The sequence below is a fragment of the Corallococcus silvisoli genome, assembly GCF_009909145.1.
In the GTDB taxonomy this organism is placed as follows: domain Bacteria; phylum Myxococcota; class Myxococcia; order Myxococcales; family Myxococcaceae; genus Corallococcus; species Corallococcus silvisoli.
Genome location: NZ_JAAAPJ010000017.1, coordinates 131,635 through 147,216, shown reverse-complemented (window position 1 = coordinate 147,216; position 15,582 = coordinate 131,635). Strand labels below are relative to the sequence as shown.

Genomic DNA, 15,582 nt, shown 5'->3' with positions numbered 1-15,582 from the left:
GTGAAGGACCCCTTGTCACGCGGCGCCGTGCGGGCCGGGACAAGGCGTCAAGACACGATGTCCGGTGCCATCGTCAGTGGCTGTAATAGAACGACGAACCCCACACGGAGGCCGTCCGGCTGGCGGGCGCCGTCCCGAGATAGCAATGCTCGCTGTCGAAGCTGCCCATGGGGCAGTGGGGCGTGGGCGTGATGTAGAGGTTGTTCGCGAACTTGAACGGCGTCGAACCCCAGGGCAGCGGCATGACGAAGCAGTTGGCCCCGTCGAACGACGACGGCGCGGGGCAGGCATTGCCCGGTCCCGGCGTCAGATACAGATTCCCCGACCAGACGAAGTAGGTGGTGCTCCAGGACGGGTAGGGGAGGACGTAGCAGTTCGCCGTGTCGTACGACGACGGTGCCGGGCATGAGGTGCCGGGCACGGCGTTGATGTAGTAGCTGTTGTTGTAGACGAACGGTCCCGAGCCTGCGGGCACCGTCATCACGTAACAGTTCACCCCGTCCCAGGTCGCGGAGATCGGCGCGCCCGTATGGGAGGTGACGGTCGGGGCACAGGGGTTGTAGGGACTGTACGGCGTGGCTTCCGCGAAATATTCGTGGGAGTCCGCGTTCCTGACGGCATTGCCAGGGTTCGAGAGAGCAAGGCTCGCCGCGGCCGTGTGTCCATAGGCCAGGTCATCCGTCTCGGCGACCACCCGGAAGTGGCTGACTTCATGAACCAGCGTTCCCGCCTTCGAATCCGTCCCTGTCATCGGCGCGGACCAGAACGCAGGGCAGAGGTGGATCTTGTATTCCTTCTTGGGGCGGACGAAGGCGTAGACGCCGGACTTGTTGCAGTTGCAGTAGTACTGGAAGGAGGCGTTGTCCACGGCGTTCCGGATCTTCCGGAAGTGCTCGCGGACGGTGCTGTAGCGAGAGGAGTCGTTGGCGCCGAACCAGGTGGTGTAGCGGGACGTCACGGTCCCGGCCACCAGATAGTCATAGGCGTCATCCGCGTAGTTGAGCGCATGCTCCCGGGCATTGATGAGGTCGTTCTTCTCCGAGGTGCTGCACGACTTGAACTTCCCATTGGTGCCGTCGACGATCTTGGTGACCGGCTCCTCGTCGTCCGCGTCATCCGGATCGAGCGGGGGCTCGCGACCCTCGATGTCGAGCAAGAGGACGTTGGAGAACGCCTCGAGCGATGCTCCGCCCTTGCTGGTTCCCTGGCTGAGGACTTCGGTCCGGTACTGGACCGCATACGTCCCCGAGCCGGAGAGGTCGTAGTTGTCCCAGAGCGAGGCGATGCCCGAGACGCTCTCTCCTGGCTTGAGGGTCAGGAAGTCCCGGTCGGAGGGGACCACGCGCTTGTAGAGCCGGCCAATGTATTCCACCGGCTTCCTGTCCCGGGAGACGGAGAGGATGTCGGCCTCAATCCCTTCCACCACGGGGGTCTGGTAGTTGAGGATCCGCACCGGGCTGTCGGAGATGTTCGTGAAGGTGACGACCAGGTCGACGGGCATGTCCGCCGGATACTTCGTCGTCTTGGAGGCGAGCTTGATCTCAATGGCCTCCTTGGCGTTCGCGTGGATGGGAATGAAGACAAGCGCGGCCAAGATGAGACATGTCAGTTTCATGCAGCTTCCCTGGGTGGGTGTTCTTGCCCGGACAGGGTGCACCAGCCTGGGTGAAATATTCAATGTGACAAAGGCGTCGTGCGAGGCGCTGATTTGTAACCAGAACCGTTACAGGCGCGGCCTCTCGTGACGCGTGTCTATTTGAAGATCTTCGACAGCAACCACACGACAGCGGACTCGGCGGCGCTGTTGTTGAGGTGCCGGGCGCGGCGGCCATAGGTTTCGCTGGGCCGGGCCTTGGTCAGCTCGTCCGTGTACGGGGCGGAGCCCTCCGGCGCGCAGCTGCCGCAGAACAGGCGCTCCTCCCAGACGAAGCCGTAGCGCGGGTCGATGCGCCTCCCGCACGTCACGCAGGCGGGCACGTCGCCCAGGTGCACCTTGGGCAGCAGGCTCAGCCCCCGCGGGTCGTCGTACTCGTGCTCGAAGTCCACGGGGCCCGGCATCGGCTCCCGGCGGGGCTCGGGCTCCGCCGCCTTCTGGAGCCGGGCCAGCTCCTCCGAGTCCAGCGCCACGCCCCGGCACTTCACGCAGACGTCCACCGCGACGTCCCGGAGGTCGACGGCGGGGAGGGGCGCGCCGCCGCACGTAGGGCAGGTCGGCGCCTGACGCCCGCAGGAAGGACAGCCGGGGACGTACTGGAGGGACGCCTCGCACCCCTTGCACCGCCCGGGCTTCCCCTTGGCCTGCTCGAAGACGGACTCCAGCGTGGGGCCACCGATGAGCTTCGCCAGCATCTCCGCTTCGAGCCAGGCGGCGCCGCACGCTCCACACTCGTCACGCACCACGCCCCGGGCGTAGGTGCTGCGCATCGTCGTCTGACAGAAGGGGCACGCCCGCATGGAGGGCACCAGCCTACCGGGTCTTCTTCGGAAACGGGACCCGGAGGCCCCCTGGCGCGTGACTCAGCCCGCGCGGCGGCGCTTTTCCTTCTTCGGCTTCGGCTCCGGGGGCTTCGCGGGGGCGGGGGCGGGCTCGCGCAGCTCCTCGGGGACGGGCAGGGCGGACTGGGAGGGGCGGGTGGGGGGCGCGGGCGTGCCCTCCGGCAGCGCGCCTTCCACCGGCTCCGACGGCAGCGCCGGCAGCCGGATGACGAACGTGGTGCCTTCGCTCATCTTGCTCTGCACGCTGATGCTGCCGCCGTGGTTCTTCACGATGCGCTGGCAGATGGCCAGCCCCAGGCCCGTGCCCTTCTGCTTCGTCGTGAAGAAGGGGATGAAGATGTGCGGCTGCTGATCCGCCGGGATGCCCGGCCCGTTGTCGGAGACGCGCACCTCCACGAACTCGCCGGCCGCGCTGCGGAAGTCCCCGAAGCGCTCCGGCTTCTCCGTGCGCACCGTGATGCAGCCCTTCTGGGGCCCCAGCGCCTGCACGGCGTTCTGCACCAGGTTGATCAACACCTGCTTGAGCTGCTCCGCGTCACCCTCCGTGCGCGGCAGGCGCAGGTCCAGCTCCACCGCCAGCTCCGCGGTGGCCGGCATGTCGTTCTGGATGAGCCGCATCGTGCGCGTCACCACCTCGTTGAGGTCGGTGGGCCCGAAGTTCTGCTTCAGCGGACGCGAGTAGTCGAGGAACGCCGTCACCACGCCGTTGAGCCGGTTGACCTCCTCCACGATGACGTCCAGGAACTCGCCGTCCTCGCCCGGCAGGCGCTTGGGGTCCAGGCACTGCGCCGCGCCCTTGATGGCGCCCAGCGGGTTGCGGATCTCATGCGCGAGGCCCGCCGCCATCTCACCCAGCGCGGCCAGGCGGTCGCGCTCGCGGATCTTCTCGTACAGCTTGGAGTTCTCCAGCACCGTCGCCATCCGCTCGGAGACCTCCAGGATGAGGGCGATCTCGTCGGACGCGTACGCCTCCGGGACCCGCTCGTCCCAGAGGTTCAGGAAGCCGATCACGCGGTCATTGCCCATCAGCGGGACGCTGATGCCGGCCTTCATCTGGAGCAGCGCGGCGCGCGTGTCATTGAGCCGCTTCAGCTCGTCGCGGAAGCGCTTGCCCTCCACCGCCTGCACCCGCATCACGGAGATGCGCCGCTCGATGTTCTCCAGCAGCACCGCCTTCTGCCCGCTGGCCACCGCGAACAGCACGCCGCGCGCGGCGGCCGTGTCCAGCAGCGCCACCGGCAGCGGGCCCCGCGAATCCAGCAGCCGGTAGCCGGGCCGGTCCTCCGCCATCAGGTACACCGACGCGTGCGTCACGCGCCCCGTCTCGTGCAGGGCATCCAGCACCACGCGCGCCAGCTCCGAGATCTCGATGACGGACGCCATCCGCACGCGCAGCGCGCCCAGCGTGCCCAGCAGGGCGAAGCGCTCGCGGAAGAAGATGCGCACCACCATCTCCTCCACCTTGGTGCGCAGCGGATCCAACAGGATGAGGATGACGAACGCGGCCACCACCGTGTTGAAGACGAACAGCGACGTGTTCTCGTCCACCCACGCGGTGAGCACCGTGAAGACCGCCGCCAGGATGATGGCCAGCACCGTCTGCGAGGCGATCTTCCCCAGCAGCTCGTGCAGGTCCATCAGCCGCAGCCGCAGCAGCGTCTGCGCGAGGAAGAACAGGTAGAGCGTCGCGAAGACGGGCCCCAGCGTGGGGAACGGGATGTCGAAGCGGCTCAGGAAGTCCAGGCCGTTGAAGAGCACCGCCGCGCCCGCGCCAATGGCCAGGTACGCCAGCCGGAACTGCTCGATGCGCGATTCCGTCGTGCGCACCCGGTGCACCAGCAGCGACACGGACGTGAACAGGGTGCCCAGCACCCAGGTCCCCATCGCCACCCGGGCCCATGTTTTGTCCGCCAACGGAGTGACGGCGACCGTGAGCCCCAGCACGGCGGACAGGAGGGCGAGCCGCCGGCCGACCAGGTGGGCGCCCTTGCTGACCCCCAAGAACTCAAGGAAGAAGGAGACCGCCGCTCCAGGGACCAGGGAGACGACGGCGATGGTGGCCCCGAGGGCGATGCGGGACACCCAGGGGTAGTCCTGGGCGGGGAAGATGCTGTGGAAGAAGAGGCTGAGGTAGTACCCGGCGACCGTCAGGGTGAAGACGGAGTAGAGGGTGAGGACCCGGGGCCGCCCGGGGCGCAACAACATGGACACGCCCAGCGCCAGGCCGATGATGGATGCAAGCAGTGCGCTCTGGGTGCGGATATCCATGTGCAGGCGGACAGTCTAACCTCTGTCGGGGGCTGGAAATTTTCCATCCATCCCCAGTTGTCCTCGGGCGTGCCCGAGCGCATCACCCAGGGTCCCCGAGGCCCCCGCGAATGAAAGTGTCCCTCCAGCATCTGGCCCTCCTCGCCTCCGCGACGCTCCTGTCGGCGCAGGCTCCCGCCCCTTCCGACGCCTCCACCGCCCCGGTGACGCCGGCCGCCACGGCACCGGCCCCCACGCCCGTGGGGCCCAAGGGCCTCCTGGGCGCGGCGTCCACGGAGGAGACGGATCAGGCCCCCGCGTCGCGCACGGACAGCGCGCCGTCGGAGGCGCAGCTGACGCCGCCGCCGGACGCGGACAAGGCGCCGCTGCCGGGGGGCTACGTGCAGGTCTTCAACCCGGCCTTCCCGGGGCTCGTGCCGCCCACGCCGGTGGTGCACCGCGGGCGCCGCTATGGGCTGGAGGACCTGGCGCCGTACTTCGCCGACGGGAAGAAGCGGGACGCGAAGGACGCGTTCGACAAGGGGCAGTACACCCGGGCGCGCGCGCTGCTGGAGGCCGAGGGTGACAGCCCGCCGGTGCGCTACCTGCGCGCGCTGTCGGCGGTGCGCGCCGGGGACGACAAGGCGGCGGCGGTGGAGATGGCGGCGCTGGCCAACGACTACCCGGCGCTGAGGGACCGCTGCCTCACGCACGCGGGCGTGGCGCTGGAGTCCCAGGGCCAGCTGGACGCTGCGGCGGAGAGCTTCAAGCAGGTGCCGGAGGGCTCGCGGATGTACGTGGACGCGCGCCTGGGGCTGGCGCGGGTGCTGCGCAAGAAGAAGGACTACGACGGCGCGATGGCGGCGCTCACGCCCCTCACCCAGCGCACGATGACGGGCTGGGGCCGCAACGTGGGCGCGGAGGCGCTGATCGCGACGGCGGACCTGGCGGTGGAGAAGAAGGACAAGGCCGCCGAGCGCGCCGCGCTGTGGCGCCTGTGGGCGAGCCAGCCCCTGTCGCCCATCGTCAAGCAGGTGGAGAAGCGCCTCAAGGGCCAGACGCCGCCGGTGGAGGCGAAGGTGGGCCGCGCGGAGGCGCTGATCGAGGCGCACCGCAACAAGCAGGGCATGGCCATCCTGGAGCCGATGCTGGCGACGATGAAGCTGCCGGACGCGCTCGCGTGCCGGGCGCACTTCGCCTTCGGCAAGGGGCAGCGCAAGGAGCGCCAGCACACGCGCGCCATCCAGGTGCTCACGCCGGTGGTGGACCAGTGCAAGGACCGCGACCTGCTGGCCCGCGCGCTGTACGTGCTGGGCTCGTCGCGCTCCATCGTGGATCAGCAGCGCGGGACGGAGACGTACGAGCGGCTGGCGCGCGAGTTCCCGGACCACTCGTTCGCGGACGACGCGCTCTTCTACGCGGCGGACCTGTACGTGAAGACGAACCGCCCCCAGGACGCGATGGCGCGCCTGGACGAGGTAGCGCGGCTGTACCCCAAGGGTGACTTCCTGGGCGAGGCGCTCTTCAAGGCGTTCTGGGTGGCGCGCACGTCGAAGGTGGAGGACGGCGGCTTCGCCTTCCTGGACCGCATCGAGGAGCAGTTCGCCAACGCGGACGAGTCCTACGACGTGGAGCGCGCGCGCTACTGGCGGGCGCGCACGCTGGAGGAGCGCGGCAACATCCAGGGCGCCGCGGAGCTGATGGAGGCGCTCGCGGTGGAGCACCCGGCCACGTACTACGGCCTGATGGCGCGCTCGAAGCTGGGCGAGCTGGACGCGAAGCGGCTGGAGCGCGCCTCGTCGAAGATCTTCGACGTGCCGGAGTCCGCCAGCCCCTGGCCGATGTTCGCGGGCCCCATGGGCGAGGATCCGCACTTCCGCGCGGGCGTGGAGCTGCTTCGCCTGGGCTTCGCGGACTCCGTGTCGTCGGAGCTGATGCTGGTGAACCGCTCGAGCCAGCCGCCGGAGTCCATGCGGCTGCTGGTGATGGTGCTGTCGCAGTCCGGGGACATGCGGTCGGCGCACGCCATCGCGCGGCTCGCGCTGCGCAAGGACCTGAGCGGGCGCATCACCGCGCAGACGCGGCCGGTGTGGGAGGTGGCCTATCCCAACGCCTTCCGCGACCTCATCGAGAAGCACACCGTGCCCGCGGGCGTGGAGCCGGACCTGCTCCAGGCGCTGATGCGCGAGGAGAGCGCGTTGGACCCCAAGGCCCTGTCCTGGGCCGGCGCGCTGGGCCTCACGCAGCTGATGCCGTCCACGGCGAAGGGCGTGGCGCGCGACCTCAAGGTGAAGCACTTCACCGTGGACTCGCTGCTCCAGCCGGAGCTGAACATCCGCTTCGGCGCGCACTACCTGGGCGGTCTCATCAAGCAGTTCAAGGGCCACACGCCCTACGCGGTCGGCAGCTACAACGCGGGCTCCGGCGCGGTGAACCGCTGGCGCGCGGCCAGCCCGGACCTGCCGCTGGACGCGTGGGTGGAGGAGATCCCCATCGCGGAGACGCGCGGCTACATCAAGCGCGTGCTGCGCTCGTACAACACCTACCAGCTCCTCTATGGCCGCGTGCCCAAGGTGCCGGTGATGCCCAGCGCCTCGCGCTAGCGCAAGCCTCGCCGACGCCTGAATCCGGTCATTCTCCGTTGACCGGCGGGTGGGCAGCGAGAAGCGGGGCTCATGCCCTCCGGTCCGTCACCACTGGAAGGGGCTCGGGAGGAGCGAGGGGGCTGATACTGTCGGTGGGCCGTTCCACCCCCTCGTTTGCGTGAAGGACAACACGCCATGAGCCACACCGACGCCCCCGCCCCGCAGATAGACCTCAACCGCACCGCCGTGGAGATCGCCCCCGAGACCTTCTGGGTCGGGAAGCGCGAGCCCGGCGGCATCTTCTTCGCCAATCCCTACCTGCGGCGCTTTCGCGGCACGGACGCGCGCACGAAGAAGGCCGCGGAGTTCAATCTCCTCATCGACCCCGGGTCGAGCAGCGACTTCTCCACCATCCACACCAAGGTGGTGTCGCTGATTGGCGGGATGGACCGGCTGTCCGCGCTCTTCATCAACCACCAGGATCCGGACGTGGGCTCGTCGGCGAACATCATCTCCGCGCGCTACTCGCCGCGCGCGAGCATCCTGTGCTCCGAGGACACCTGGCGGCTCATCGTCCACTTCAACCTGCCGCGCAACCGCTTCATCCCGACGGAGAAGTTCTCCCAGGGGCTGAGCGTGCCCACCGGGCACCGGTTGTTGCCGGTGCCGTCGCCCTTCTGCCACTTCCGGGGGGCGGTGATGCTCTACGACCCGCAGACGCGGGTGCTCTTCACGGGCGACCTCTTCGGCGGCCTCACGGACAGCAAGGCCCAGGGCCTGTGGGCGGACGAGTCCGACTGGACGGGCATCCGGGCGTTCCACCAAATCTACATGCCGGTGAACTCGGCGTTGGTGCGCGCGGTGGCGGCCATCCGGAAGCTGACGCCCGCGGTGGAGATGATCGCCCCCCAGCACGGCCGCGTCATCCGGGGCAAGCTCGTGCAGCAGTTCCTGGAGCGCATGGAGCGGCTGCAGGTGGGCCTGGACATCATCGACGAGGCGCAGGACCGCACGCACCTGCAGGCGTGGAACTCGGTGGTGGACCGGGTGCTGACGCTGGCGCGCGGCTACCTGGGGGACTCGGTGGAGGCGAAGCTCACCGCGAGCGACCAGCTGTCGGACACGGCGAAGTTCAATGGCAAGCGGCTGGAGGTGAGCCGGATGGGCAAGTGGACGCTGGAGCACGTGGTGGAATTGCTCTGCCAGGGCGAGCCCACGGAGATCTCCGGCCCCATCATGGTGGAGGCCACCATCGCCGCCGCCGAGTACAACCTGCCCACGCCCCACCTGGACATCGAGGGCGCGGGCGCACCGGCCCCCGTCTCGCTGTTGGAGTCGTGAGGGGAGGGCGGGGTGCATTCCAAGGACGATGACGCAGGAGCCGTGGCGTACCTGGGCCCGGACGCGCTGCGGGAGCAGGCCCCGGCCGGGGACGGCCTGGAGCCGACCTTGCCCCAGGTGCGGACGCCCGTGTCTCCAGGGGGCACGCTGATCCAGGGCGCGGTGACGCCGCAGCCCGCGCCGGTGAACCGGGGGCTCGTCCCCGGGCAGGTGGTGGCGGGCCGCTACCGGGTGGAGAAGTGGCTGGGCGTGGGGGGGACGTCGGCGGTGTACCAGGCGCTGGACCTGAAGAACCAGCAGCGCCTGGCGCTCAAGGTGCTAGCGGTGCCGCACGCGGACGAGGCCCTGGTCACGCGCTTCCGCCAGGAGGTGGAGCACGCCAAGGCGTTGGAGCACATCAACATCCTGCATGTCTTCGACGTGGGCATGGATGGCGACCGGCACTACCTGACGGTGGAGCTGCTGGAGGGCAGCGACCTGCGGCAGGTGATGCTGGAGGGGCGCCCCACGCTCGCCAATGCCTTGCGGTGGTTGATGCACGCCTCGGTGGCGCTGGAGCACGCGCACGCGCGCGGGGTGCTGCACCGGGACGTGAAGCCGGGCAACCTGTTCATCACGCGCACGGGCGTGTTGAAGCTGATGGACTTCGGGCTCGCCAAGAGCGCGCACGTGATGGGCAACACGGCGCAGGGAGCGACGCTGGGGACTCCGGAGTACATGGCGCCCGAGCAGGTCACGGGCGCGGCCGTGTCACCGGCCACGGACCTGTATGCTCTGGGCGTGGTGGCGTACGAGCTGCTCACGGGGCGGCTTCCGTTCCGCCATGCCCAGCCCGTGCCGCTGATGCTCATGCACGTGCAGGAGACGCCTGTTCCCCTGCGGAAGGTGCGTCCGGAGCTGCCGGAGGCGTTCGAGCGGATTGTGTTGAAGTTGATGCGCAAGCGGCCCGAGGAGCGCCAGGGGAGCGCGACCGTGCTGCGCAGTGAACTGGCGGGGTTGTGGCCCCTGGTGCTCAATCACACCCGCGAAGTATAGGGAGGGGTCTCGGCAAGGAGCCCCTCCATGTCTGTCCGGTTCAACCACACCATCATCGCCGCGAAGGACAAGGTGGCGTCCGCGCATTTCCTGGCGGAGCTGCTGGGGCTCCCCGAGCCCCAGCCCTTCGGACACTTCCAGGTGGTCAAGCTGTCGGACGGGGCATCGCTCGACTTCGCCAACAGCGAGGAGGAGATTCGCTCGCAGCACTATGCCTTCCTCGTCTCGGAGGAGGTGTTCGATTCGCTGATCGCGAAGATCCGCGACCGGAAGCTCCAGCACTGGGCCGACCCGCGCGGTCAGCGCGTGAATGAGATCAACACCCATGACGGCGGGCGCGGCGTGTATTTCCAGGACCCGTCCGGGCACTTCATGGAGGCCATCACGGTGCCGTACGGTGGTTGGTGACGGATTGTTTGTCTGGGATTGAGGGCGCCCGCTGCTGTCGCCGCCGCCTCGATGTCGCCATCAATTCGTGACATCGAGGGCCCGGTCGCAGCCCGTCGCGGGTGGAAATCAGGTAGGCTGCCGGGACATGGGCGCTGCGTCGAACCCTTCGGAAGGAAAGAACGCGCTGCTTCGCGGCCTTCCCTCCATCGAGCAACTGCTGCGGCGGCCGTCGCTGGAGCCCCGACTCGCGAACCTCCCCCATGCCCGCGCGGTCGCGGCCCTGCGGCTCGCCGTCGAACGCGTGCGCTCCCGGCTCCTCGCCGGTGACTCGCGCCCCTTCGAGGACGCGGACGTGGAAGCCGCCCTCACGTCCCTGGCCACGCCGAACCTGCGGCCGGTGCTCAACGCGACCGGCGTCGTGCTCCACACGAACCTGGGCCGCGCGCCGCTCGCGCCCGAGGCCGTGGAGGCCGTCGTCGCCGTGGCGCGGGGCTACTCCAACCTGGAATACGACCTGGACGAAGGCGAACGCGGCAGCCGCTATGCCCCGCTCGTCGGCCTGCTGCGCGCGCTCACGGGCGCGGAGGATGCCATCGTCGTCAACAACTGCGCGGGGGCCGTGTTGCTCGTCCTCGCGGCGCTTGCCTCGGGCCGCGAGTGCGTCGTCTCTCGCGGAGAGCTCGTCGAAATTGGCGGCGGCTTTCGCATCCCGGACGTCATGCGCCAGTCCGGCGCGAAGCTCGTGGAGGTGGGCACCACGAACCGCACCCGCCGCGCGGACTACGCCAACGCGCTGGGCCCGGACACGGGCCTCATCGTGAAGGTCCACCGCTCCAACTTCGCGCTCGTCGGCTTCACGGAAGAGGCCTCGCTCGCGGAGCTGACGGACCTGGGCCGCTCCCGGGGCGTGCCCGTGTTCCAGGACCTGGGCTCCGGCGCGCTGGTGCCCCTGTCCGGTCCTGGCCTCACACCCGAACCCACCGTCGCCCAGGCCATCAGCGCCGGGGCGGAGGTCGTCGCCTTCTCCGGAGACAAGCTCCTGGGGGGGCCCCAGGCCGGTGTCATCGTCGGCCGGGCGGACCTGCTCCAGCGCATCAAGTCCCACCCGCTCACACGTGCCTTGCGTGTCGACAAGATGACGGTCGCGGCCCTGGAGGCGACGCTCGCGCTCTATCGGGACGGCCGCCCGGGCGCGGTCCCCACCCAAGGCCTGCTCACCCAGCAACCAGCGGTCTTGCAGGCCCGCGCACAGCGGCTGGCGGCCCTGCTCGCGGCACGCGGCGTCGAGGGCCGGGTGCTGTCGGTGGATGGACAGGTGGGAGGCGGAGCCATGCCGCTGTCCCGGTTGCCTTCCTACGCTTGCAGCCTCACCGTAGGAGCGCCGAAACTATTCCTGGAACGCCTGCGCGAAGGCGAGGTGCCGGTTATTGGCAGGATTGCGGATGACGAGATCGTTCTCGACGTCCGATGTCTCTCAGAGGAGGACCTGGGGCAGGTCGCGCAGGCTGTGGCGGCCGCCCATTCGGGAAGCCAGCCATGATCAACAGCGCCGTGCTCGTTTTAAACCGGTACTACCAACCGGTTCACGTGACGTCGGTTAAACGGGCTTTTTCCCTGCTGTATCAGGGCGTCGCCAAGGCCATCGACGAGCAGTACCGCTTGTATGAGTTCGAGGACTGGGCCGCGCTCAGCGCCACCCAGGACAGCATCACCACCATCGACCGCACCATCCGCGTCCCCCGAGTGCTCGTGCTGGGTGCGTATGATCACCTGCCGCGCGCCAAGGTGCGCTTCTCGCGCCTCAACATCTACGCGCGCGACAACGACACCTGCCAGTACTGCGCGAAGCAGCTGCCCCGCAGCGACCTCAACCTGGATCACGTCAACCCGCGCACCCAGGGCGGCAAGACGACGTGGGAGAACGTCGTGTGCTCCTGCGTGCCCTGCAATCTGAAGAAGGGTGGACGCACGCCGGAGCAGGCCGGGATGCGGCTGCTCAAGAAGCCCGTGCGCCCGCGCTGGACGCCGCTGTTCCGCGGGGCCGTCCGCAAGGTCACATACCGTGAGTGGCTGCCGTTCCTGCACCTCGCGGACCTGTCGTACTGGAACGTCGAGCTGCTCGACGAGTGAGTGTCACCGGCCGTCCCCCCGGCCGCCTGCCCCCAGAGCCTCCTGGCGAAGGGGGGCCGGCGGCCGTGGGACGGCCGTGAAATGGCGGGGTGTCGACTCGGGCGGTAGGACGGGCTTTGATGCGAGCCTTCGTGAAGCCCGCCCCTTCGTCGCCAGCGGTCCCTGCCTTGCTCACCAGTGCGTCGCCGCGTGCCGTGGGGGCCCCGGCGACGGGCGTGTCGCCCGCGGGGCCCGCGGGCCTGACGCGGCGGGCGCGCTCGCGGCGGATCATCGCGGTGGGCGGCGGCAAGGGCGGCATCGGCAAGTCGATGGTGTCCGCGAACCTGGGCGTCGCGCTCGCGCAAGCCGGCCACAAGGTGCTGCTCGTGGACGCGGACCTGGGCGGGGCCAACCTGCACACCTGCCTGGGCGTGGGGCCTCCGGAGGCCACGCTGTCGGACTTCCTTCGGCGCGGGAAGGCGGACCTCGAGGACGTGATGGTCGCCACGGGCGTGCCGGGCCTGTCGTTGATCGCCGGCGCGCAGGACTCGCTGGACGCGGCGAACCTCAAGTATGCCCAGAAGCAGAAGCTGCTGCGCACGCTGCTGTCGCAGACGGCGGACTACCTCATCCTGGACCTGGGCGCGGGCACCAGCTTCAACACGCTCGACTTCTTCCTGATCGCGGATCACGGCCTGCTGGTGGTGCTGCCGGAGCCCACGTCCGTGGAGAACGCGTACCGCTTCGTCAAGGCGGCCTTCTTCCGGAAGCTCCAGCAGACGGAGGCGCGCTACGGCATCCAGGACCTCGTCGAGGGCGCGCTGTCCACGCGCGAGGGGGCGCTCCGGACGCTGCACGACGTGGTCGAGCAGGTGCGGCGCAAGGCCCCGTCGGACGCGGAGCGGCTGGAGCGGGAGCTGGCGGCGTTCCGGGTGCGGCTGGTCGTGAACCAGGCGCGCACCGACGCGGACGCGAACGTGGGCGCCGCGATGGTGTCCGCGTGGAAGAAGTTCTTTGGCATCGACATGGATGATCTGGGCGCCCTGCGCTACGACGACGAGGCGTGGCGCGCGGTGCGCAAGCGCAAGCCGGTGCTCATCGAGCGGCCCGACTCGCCCGTGTCCCAGGGCCTCCAGCGCATCGCCGCGCGGCTGCTCTCTCTCGACGGCCTTTCCCCCGAGTCCGCCATTCCATGAAGCCCTTCGCGCAGCAGACCTACTACGAAATCCTGGAGGTGCCGCCCACGGCCTCCGACGCGGAGATCCGCGCGGCCCACCAGCGCCTGATGGAGCTGTATTCGCCCGACTCCATCGCGGTGTACGCGCTGGGGGATCCGGATCAGGTGGAGGCGCTGCGTGCGCAGATGACCGAAGCGATGGAGATGCTCACCGACGCGGACCTGCGCGTCGAATATGACCGCTCCATCGGGCTGTCCACGGATCAGCTCGCGAAGGCCGCCGCCGCGGTGGGGGCCCCGGACAAGGTGGATTCGGCCACGCGGGTCGCGGAGGCCCTGGCGACCGCCGCCGCGGCGCTCGCCAAGGCCGCGGGGGCCGTGGATGCTGAGAGGCTGGAGGCGGAGTCGCGGCTGAAGGCCGCGTCGTCCGTGAACGAGGATGCGGTGGAGGCGCCGCGCGCGAGCGGTACGCCCGGAAAGAGCGAGGATCGGATGCGCGGTGAGGAGTCGAAGCGGCAGGAGTCCTCGGGGATGGACGCGCCGGGCGCGGCCCCCGAACCGGTGATGGTGGGAGGCGTGGCGGTGGTGGAGGCCTTCCGGGCCTCGTTCACCCGGAGCCTGTCGTTCGTCTACGTCCCCGCGGGGCCGCTGCGCGGACAGGGCAAGGGGGCCGTCACCGAAGGCCTGGGGGCGTCACCAGGCCCCACCGTGGAGGCGAAGGAGTCGGTGGCCGCCGAGCCCGCGAGCGAAGCGGCGTCCGCGTCGAGGCCTGCCGCCGCGCCGGCCGAAGCCGCGACCGTGGCGCCACCGGACCCCGCGCCGAAGTCGGGCGAGGCTGCTTCGGGGGGCGGGACCTCCGCCGCGTCCGCGCCAGACTCCCAGGGCCCCTCCGCGAACACCGCCGGAGCCTCGGCCGTGGAGCAATCCAGCGCCACGGCCTCGGCGCCCTCCCGGGCCGAGCAGGACGCGGCGCCCGCACCGTCGGCGGGTGCGGACCTCACCGCCCCCGCGTCAGGGGAGCACGCGGGGGCGTCCGTCGAGGCCGCTGCTCCAGCGTCCGTGGCCTCCACGTCGGACGGCGCGGTGGCTCCGGGAGTGGATGCTCCGAAGGTCGCCACCGCCGTTTCGGACCGCGAGCCGACCCCGGAGGCCGGTGCTCCGGACCGCGCCGAAGCGGCTTCCTCGGAAGCCAGCTCGGTGTCTCCGGAGGCCGGCGCCGCGAGCCCCCTCGCCCCGGCGGTCCCGGATGAGGCCGCCCGGACGGCGGCCGTGGACAGCGCCTCGGTCGCGACGACGACCCAGGGTGAGTCGTCTCCGAACCCCGCTCCGACCCCGGACGCGACGCCCAGCGCGTTGGCCCGGACCCCGGCCACCGGGGCTTCGCGCGCCGCCGTGCGACCGCTGACGTCACGCCCCATCGACTCTCGGCCCGCCACGGGACCTGGCGCATCGAAGAGCCCCACCGTCCGGAAGCTCGGGGACGCCCAGGTGCTGGCGCAGGATTCGGCCATCGCGACGGCGGAGTCCGCGCTGGCGCAGGTGGCCGCCAAGGTGCGCGAGGCGCGGCCTCGGGGCGTGGACATCCCCGCGGACGCCGAGTTCAACGGCGAACTGCTCCGCCGCGTCCGCGAGGCCCGGGGCCTGTCCATCCAGCAGCTCGCCGACCGCACCCGCATCTCCGTGCGTCACCTGGAGAACGTGGAGGCGGACCGCTACACCGCGCTGCCCACCACCGTGTACCTGCGCGGCATCCTCATGAACCTCGCCCGCGAGCTGGGCCTGGACCCCCTGCGCGTGTCCAAGAGCTATCTGGCGCTGTTCTCAGAGAAACCCGCCAGGTCGGGCCGCTGACGCCGAGGCGGCCGGGCACCCTCCCATGCAACCGGAAAAGTTGACTCGCACGGGGTGGGTGCCTAAGTAGTGGCACGATGACGGAAGAGGAAAAGGTCAAGGCGATGCGACTCGCCCGCGCGATCGCCTCCGATATTTCGCTCTACAACGAGCAGAAGATCATCAAGGGCATCGAGCAGGACAACCTTTTCGAGGTCCTCAAGGAGGAACTGGAAGAGGGGCGCGCGCTCTACAAGAGCCGCGTGAGCGCTGAAATCAGCACCCAGGCGAACTTCTTCGAGCGCGCCATCAACGACATCGTGTTGCGCTCCAAGGCGCACGTGAAGTCGAAGATCTGGTAGCTCCTTCCGC

General features: G+C 69.8%; 12 protein-coding genes. 9 read left to right on the top strand and 3 right to left on the bottom strand.

Features of this window, described 5'->3' with window-relative positions; translation table 11 throughout:
* Positions 1-73: 73 nt before the first annotated feature.
* From GTY96_RS29235 to GTY96_RS29225, 3 genes are all read right to left on the bottom strand, one after another.
* Positions 74-1,615 (bottom strand): M35 family metallo-endopeptidase, encoded by a 1,542-nt coding sequence (locus GTY96_RS29235; RefSeq protein WP_161666451.1) that lies wholly within the window; start codon positions 1,613-1,615, stop codon positions 74-76.
* Between the two features lie 137 nt (positions 1,616-1,752).
* Entirely contained in the window at positions 1,753-2,454 is a 702-nt protein-coding gene (locus GTY96_RS29230; RefSeq protein ID WP_235685969.1) for a TFIIB-type zinc ribbon-containing protein, read from the bottom strand.
* A gap of 63 nt (positions 2,455-2,517) precedes the next feature.
* Entirely contained in the window at positions 2,518-4,764 is a 2,247-nt protein-coding gene (locus GTY96_RS29225) for a GAF domain-containing sensor histidine kinase (RefSeq protein WP_143906044.1), read from the bottom strand.
* 110 nt (positions 4,765-4,874) lie between these two features.
* On the opposite strand from GTY96_RS29225, the gene GTY96_RS29220 reads away from it, so the two are divergent.
* The 9 genes from GTY96_RS29220 (at position 4,875) to GTY96_RS29180 (ending at position 15,572) form a co-directional block, all read left to right on the top strand.
* Positions 4,875-7,346, top strand: a complete 2,472-nt coding sequence (locus tag GTY96_RS29220; RefSeq protein WP_161666450.1) for a transglycosylase SLT domain-containing protein — start codon at positions 4,875-4,877, stop codon at positions 7,344-7,346.
* A 177-nt stretch (positions 7,347-7,523) separates the two neighbouring features.
* Positions 7,524-8,669: an oxygen-binding di-iron domain-containing protein gene (locus GTY96_RS29215; protein WP_143908990.1), complete on the top strand. Its 1,146-nt coding sequence runs from the start codon at positions 7,524-7,526 to the stop codon at positions 8,667-8,669.
* Positions 8,670-8,681: 12 nt separating this feature from the next.
* A complete protein-coding gene (locus GTY96_RS29210; RefSeq protein ID WP_143908992.1) occupies positions 8,682-9,704 on the top strand; it encodes a serine/threonine-protein kinase in 1,023 nt (340 codons plus the stop codon).
* 27 nt (positions 9,705-9,731) lie between these two features.
* The gene (locus tag GTY96_RS29205; protein WP_143908994.1) at positions 9,732-10,112 is read left to right on the top strand and encodes a VOC family protein; all 381 of its coding nucleotides are present in this window, start codon (positions 9,732-9,734) and stop codon (positions 10,110-10,112) included.
* A 127-nt stretch (positions 10,113-10,239) separates the two neighbouring features.
* Positions 10,240-11,634, top strand: coding sequence for an L-seryl-tRNA(Sec) selenium transferase (gene selA / locus GTY96_RS29200; protein ID WP_161666449.1), 1,395 nt, complete (start codon positions 10,240-10,242; stop codon positions 11,632-11,634).
* Positions 11,631-12,224 carry an HNH endonuclease gene (locus GTY96_RS29195; RefSeq protein WP_143908998.1) on the top strand — a complete coding sequence of 198 codons (594 nt, stop codon included), beginning with the start codon at positions 11,631-11,633 and terminating at the stop codon, positions 12,222-12,224. Before selA ends, GTY96_RS29195 begins: the two co-directional genes overlap by 4 nt.
* Before the next feature lie 119 nt (positions 12,225-12,343).
* On the top strand, positions 12,344-13,399 hold the full coding sequence (locus tag GTY96_RS29190; RefSeq protein WP_235685949.1) for a MinD/ParA family ATP-binding protein: 1,056 nt from the start codon (positions 12,344-12,346) through the stop codon (positions 13,397-13,399).
* Positions 13,396-15,231: a helix-turn-helix domain-containing protein gene (locus GTY96_RS29185; RefSeq protein ID WP_161666448.1), complete on the top strand. Its 1,836-nt coding sequence runs from the start codon at positions 13,396-13,398 to the stop codon at positions 15,229-15,231. Before GTY96_RS29190 ends, GTY96_RS29185 begins: the two co-directional genes overlap by 4 nt.
* A 77-nt stretch (positions 15,232-15,308) precedes the next feature.
* Positions 15,309-15,572 carry a hypothetical protein gene (locus tag GTY96_RS29180; RefSeq protein WP_120526362.1) on the top strand — a complete coding sequence of 88 codons (264 nt, stop codon included), beginning with the start codon at positions 15,309-15,311 and terminating at the stop codon, positions 15,570-15,572.
* Positions 15,573-15,582 lie beyond the last annotated feature (10 nt).

Bases quoted from the DNA above. Each gene is read 5' to 3' on its own strand.
- GTY96_RS29235 (WP_161666451.1), bottom strand. From the start codon at position 1,615: ATGAAACTGACATGTCTCATCTTGGCCGCGCTTGTCTTCATTCCCATC.
- GTY96_RS29230 (WP_235685969.1), bottom strand. From the start codon at position 2,454: ATGCGGGCGTGCCCCTTCTGTCAGACGACGATGCGCAGCACCTACGCC.
- GTY96_RS29225 (WP_143906044.1), bottom strand. From the start codon at position 4,764: ATGGATATCCGCACCCAGAGCGCACTGCTTGCATCCATCATCGGCCTG.
- GTY96_RS29220 (WP_161666450.1), top strand. From the start codon at position 4,875: ATGAAAGTGTCCCTCCAGCATCTGGCCCTCCTCGCCTCCGCGACGCTC.
- GTY96_RS29215 (WP_143908990.1), top strand. From the start codon at position 7,524: ATGAGCCACACCGACGCCCCCGCCCCGCAGATAGACCTCAACCGCACC.
- GTY96_RS29205 (WP_143908994.1), top strand. From the start codon at position 9,732: ATGTCTGTCCGGTTCAACCACACCATCATCGCCGCGAAGGACAAGGTG.
- selA (WP_161666449.1), top strand. From the start codon at position 10,240: ATGGGCGCTGCGTCGAACCCTTCGGAAGGAAAGAACGCGCTGCTTCGC.
- GTY96_RS29195 (WP_143908998.1), top strand. From the start codon at position 11,631: ATGATCAACAGCGCCGTGCTCGTTTTAAACCGGTACTACCAACCGGTT.
- GTY96_RS29190 (WP_235685949.1), top strand. From the start codon at position 12,344: ATGCGAGCCTTCGTGAAGCCCGCCCCTTCGTCGCCAGCGGTCCCTGCC.
- GTY96_RS29185 (WP_161666448.1), top strand. From the start codon at position 13,396: ATGAAGCCCTTCGCGCAGCAGACCTACTACGAAATCCTGGAGGTGCCG.
- GTY96_RS29180 (WP_120526362.1), top strand. From the start codon at position 15,309: ATGACGGAAGAGGAAAAGGTCAAGGCGATGCGACTCGCCCGCGCGATC.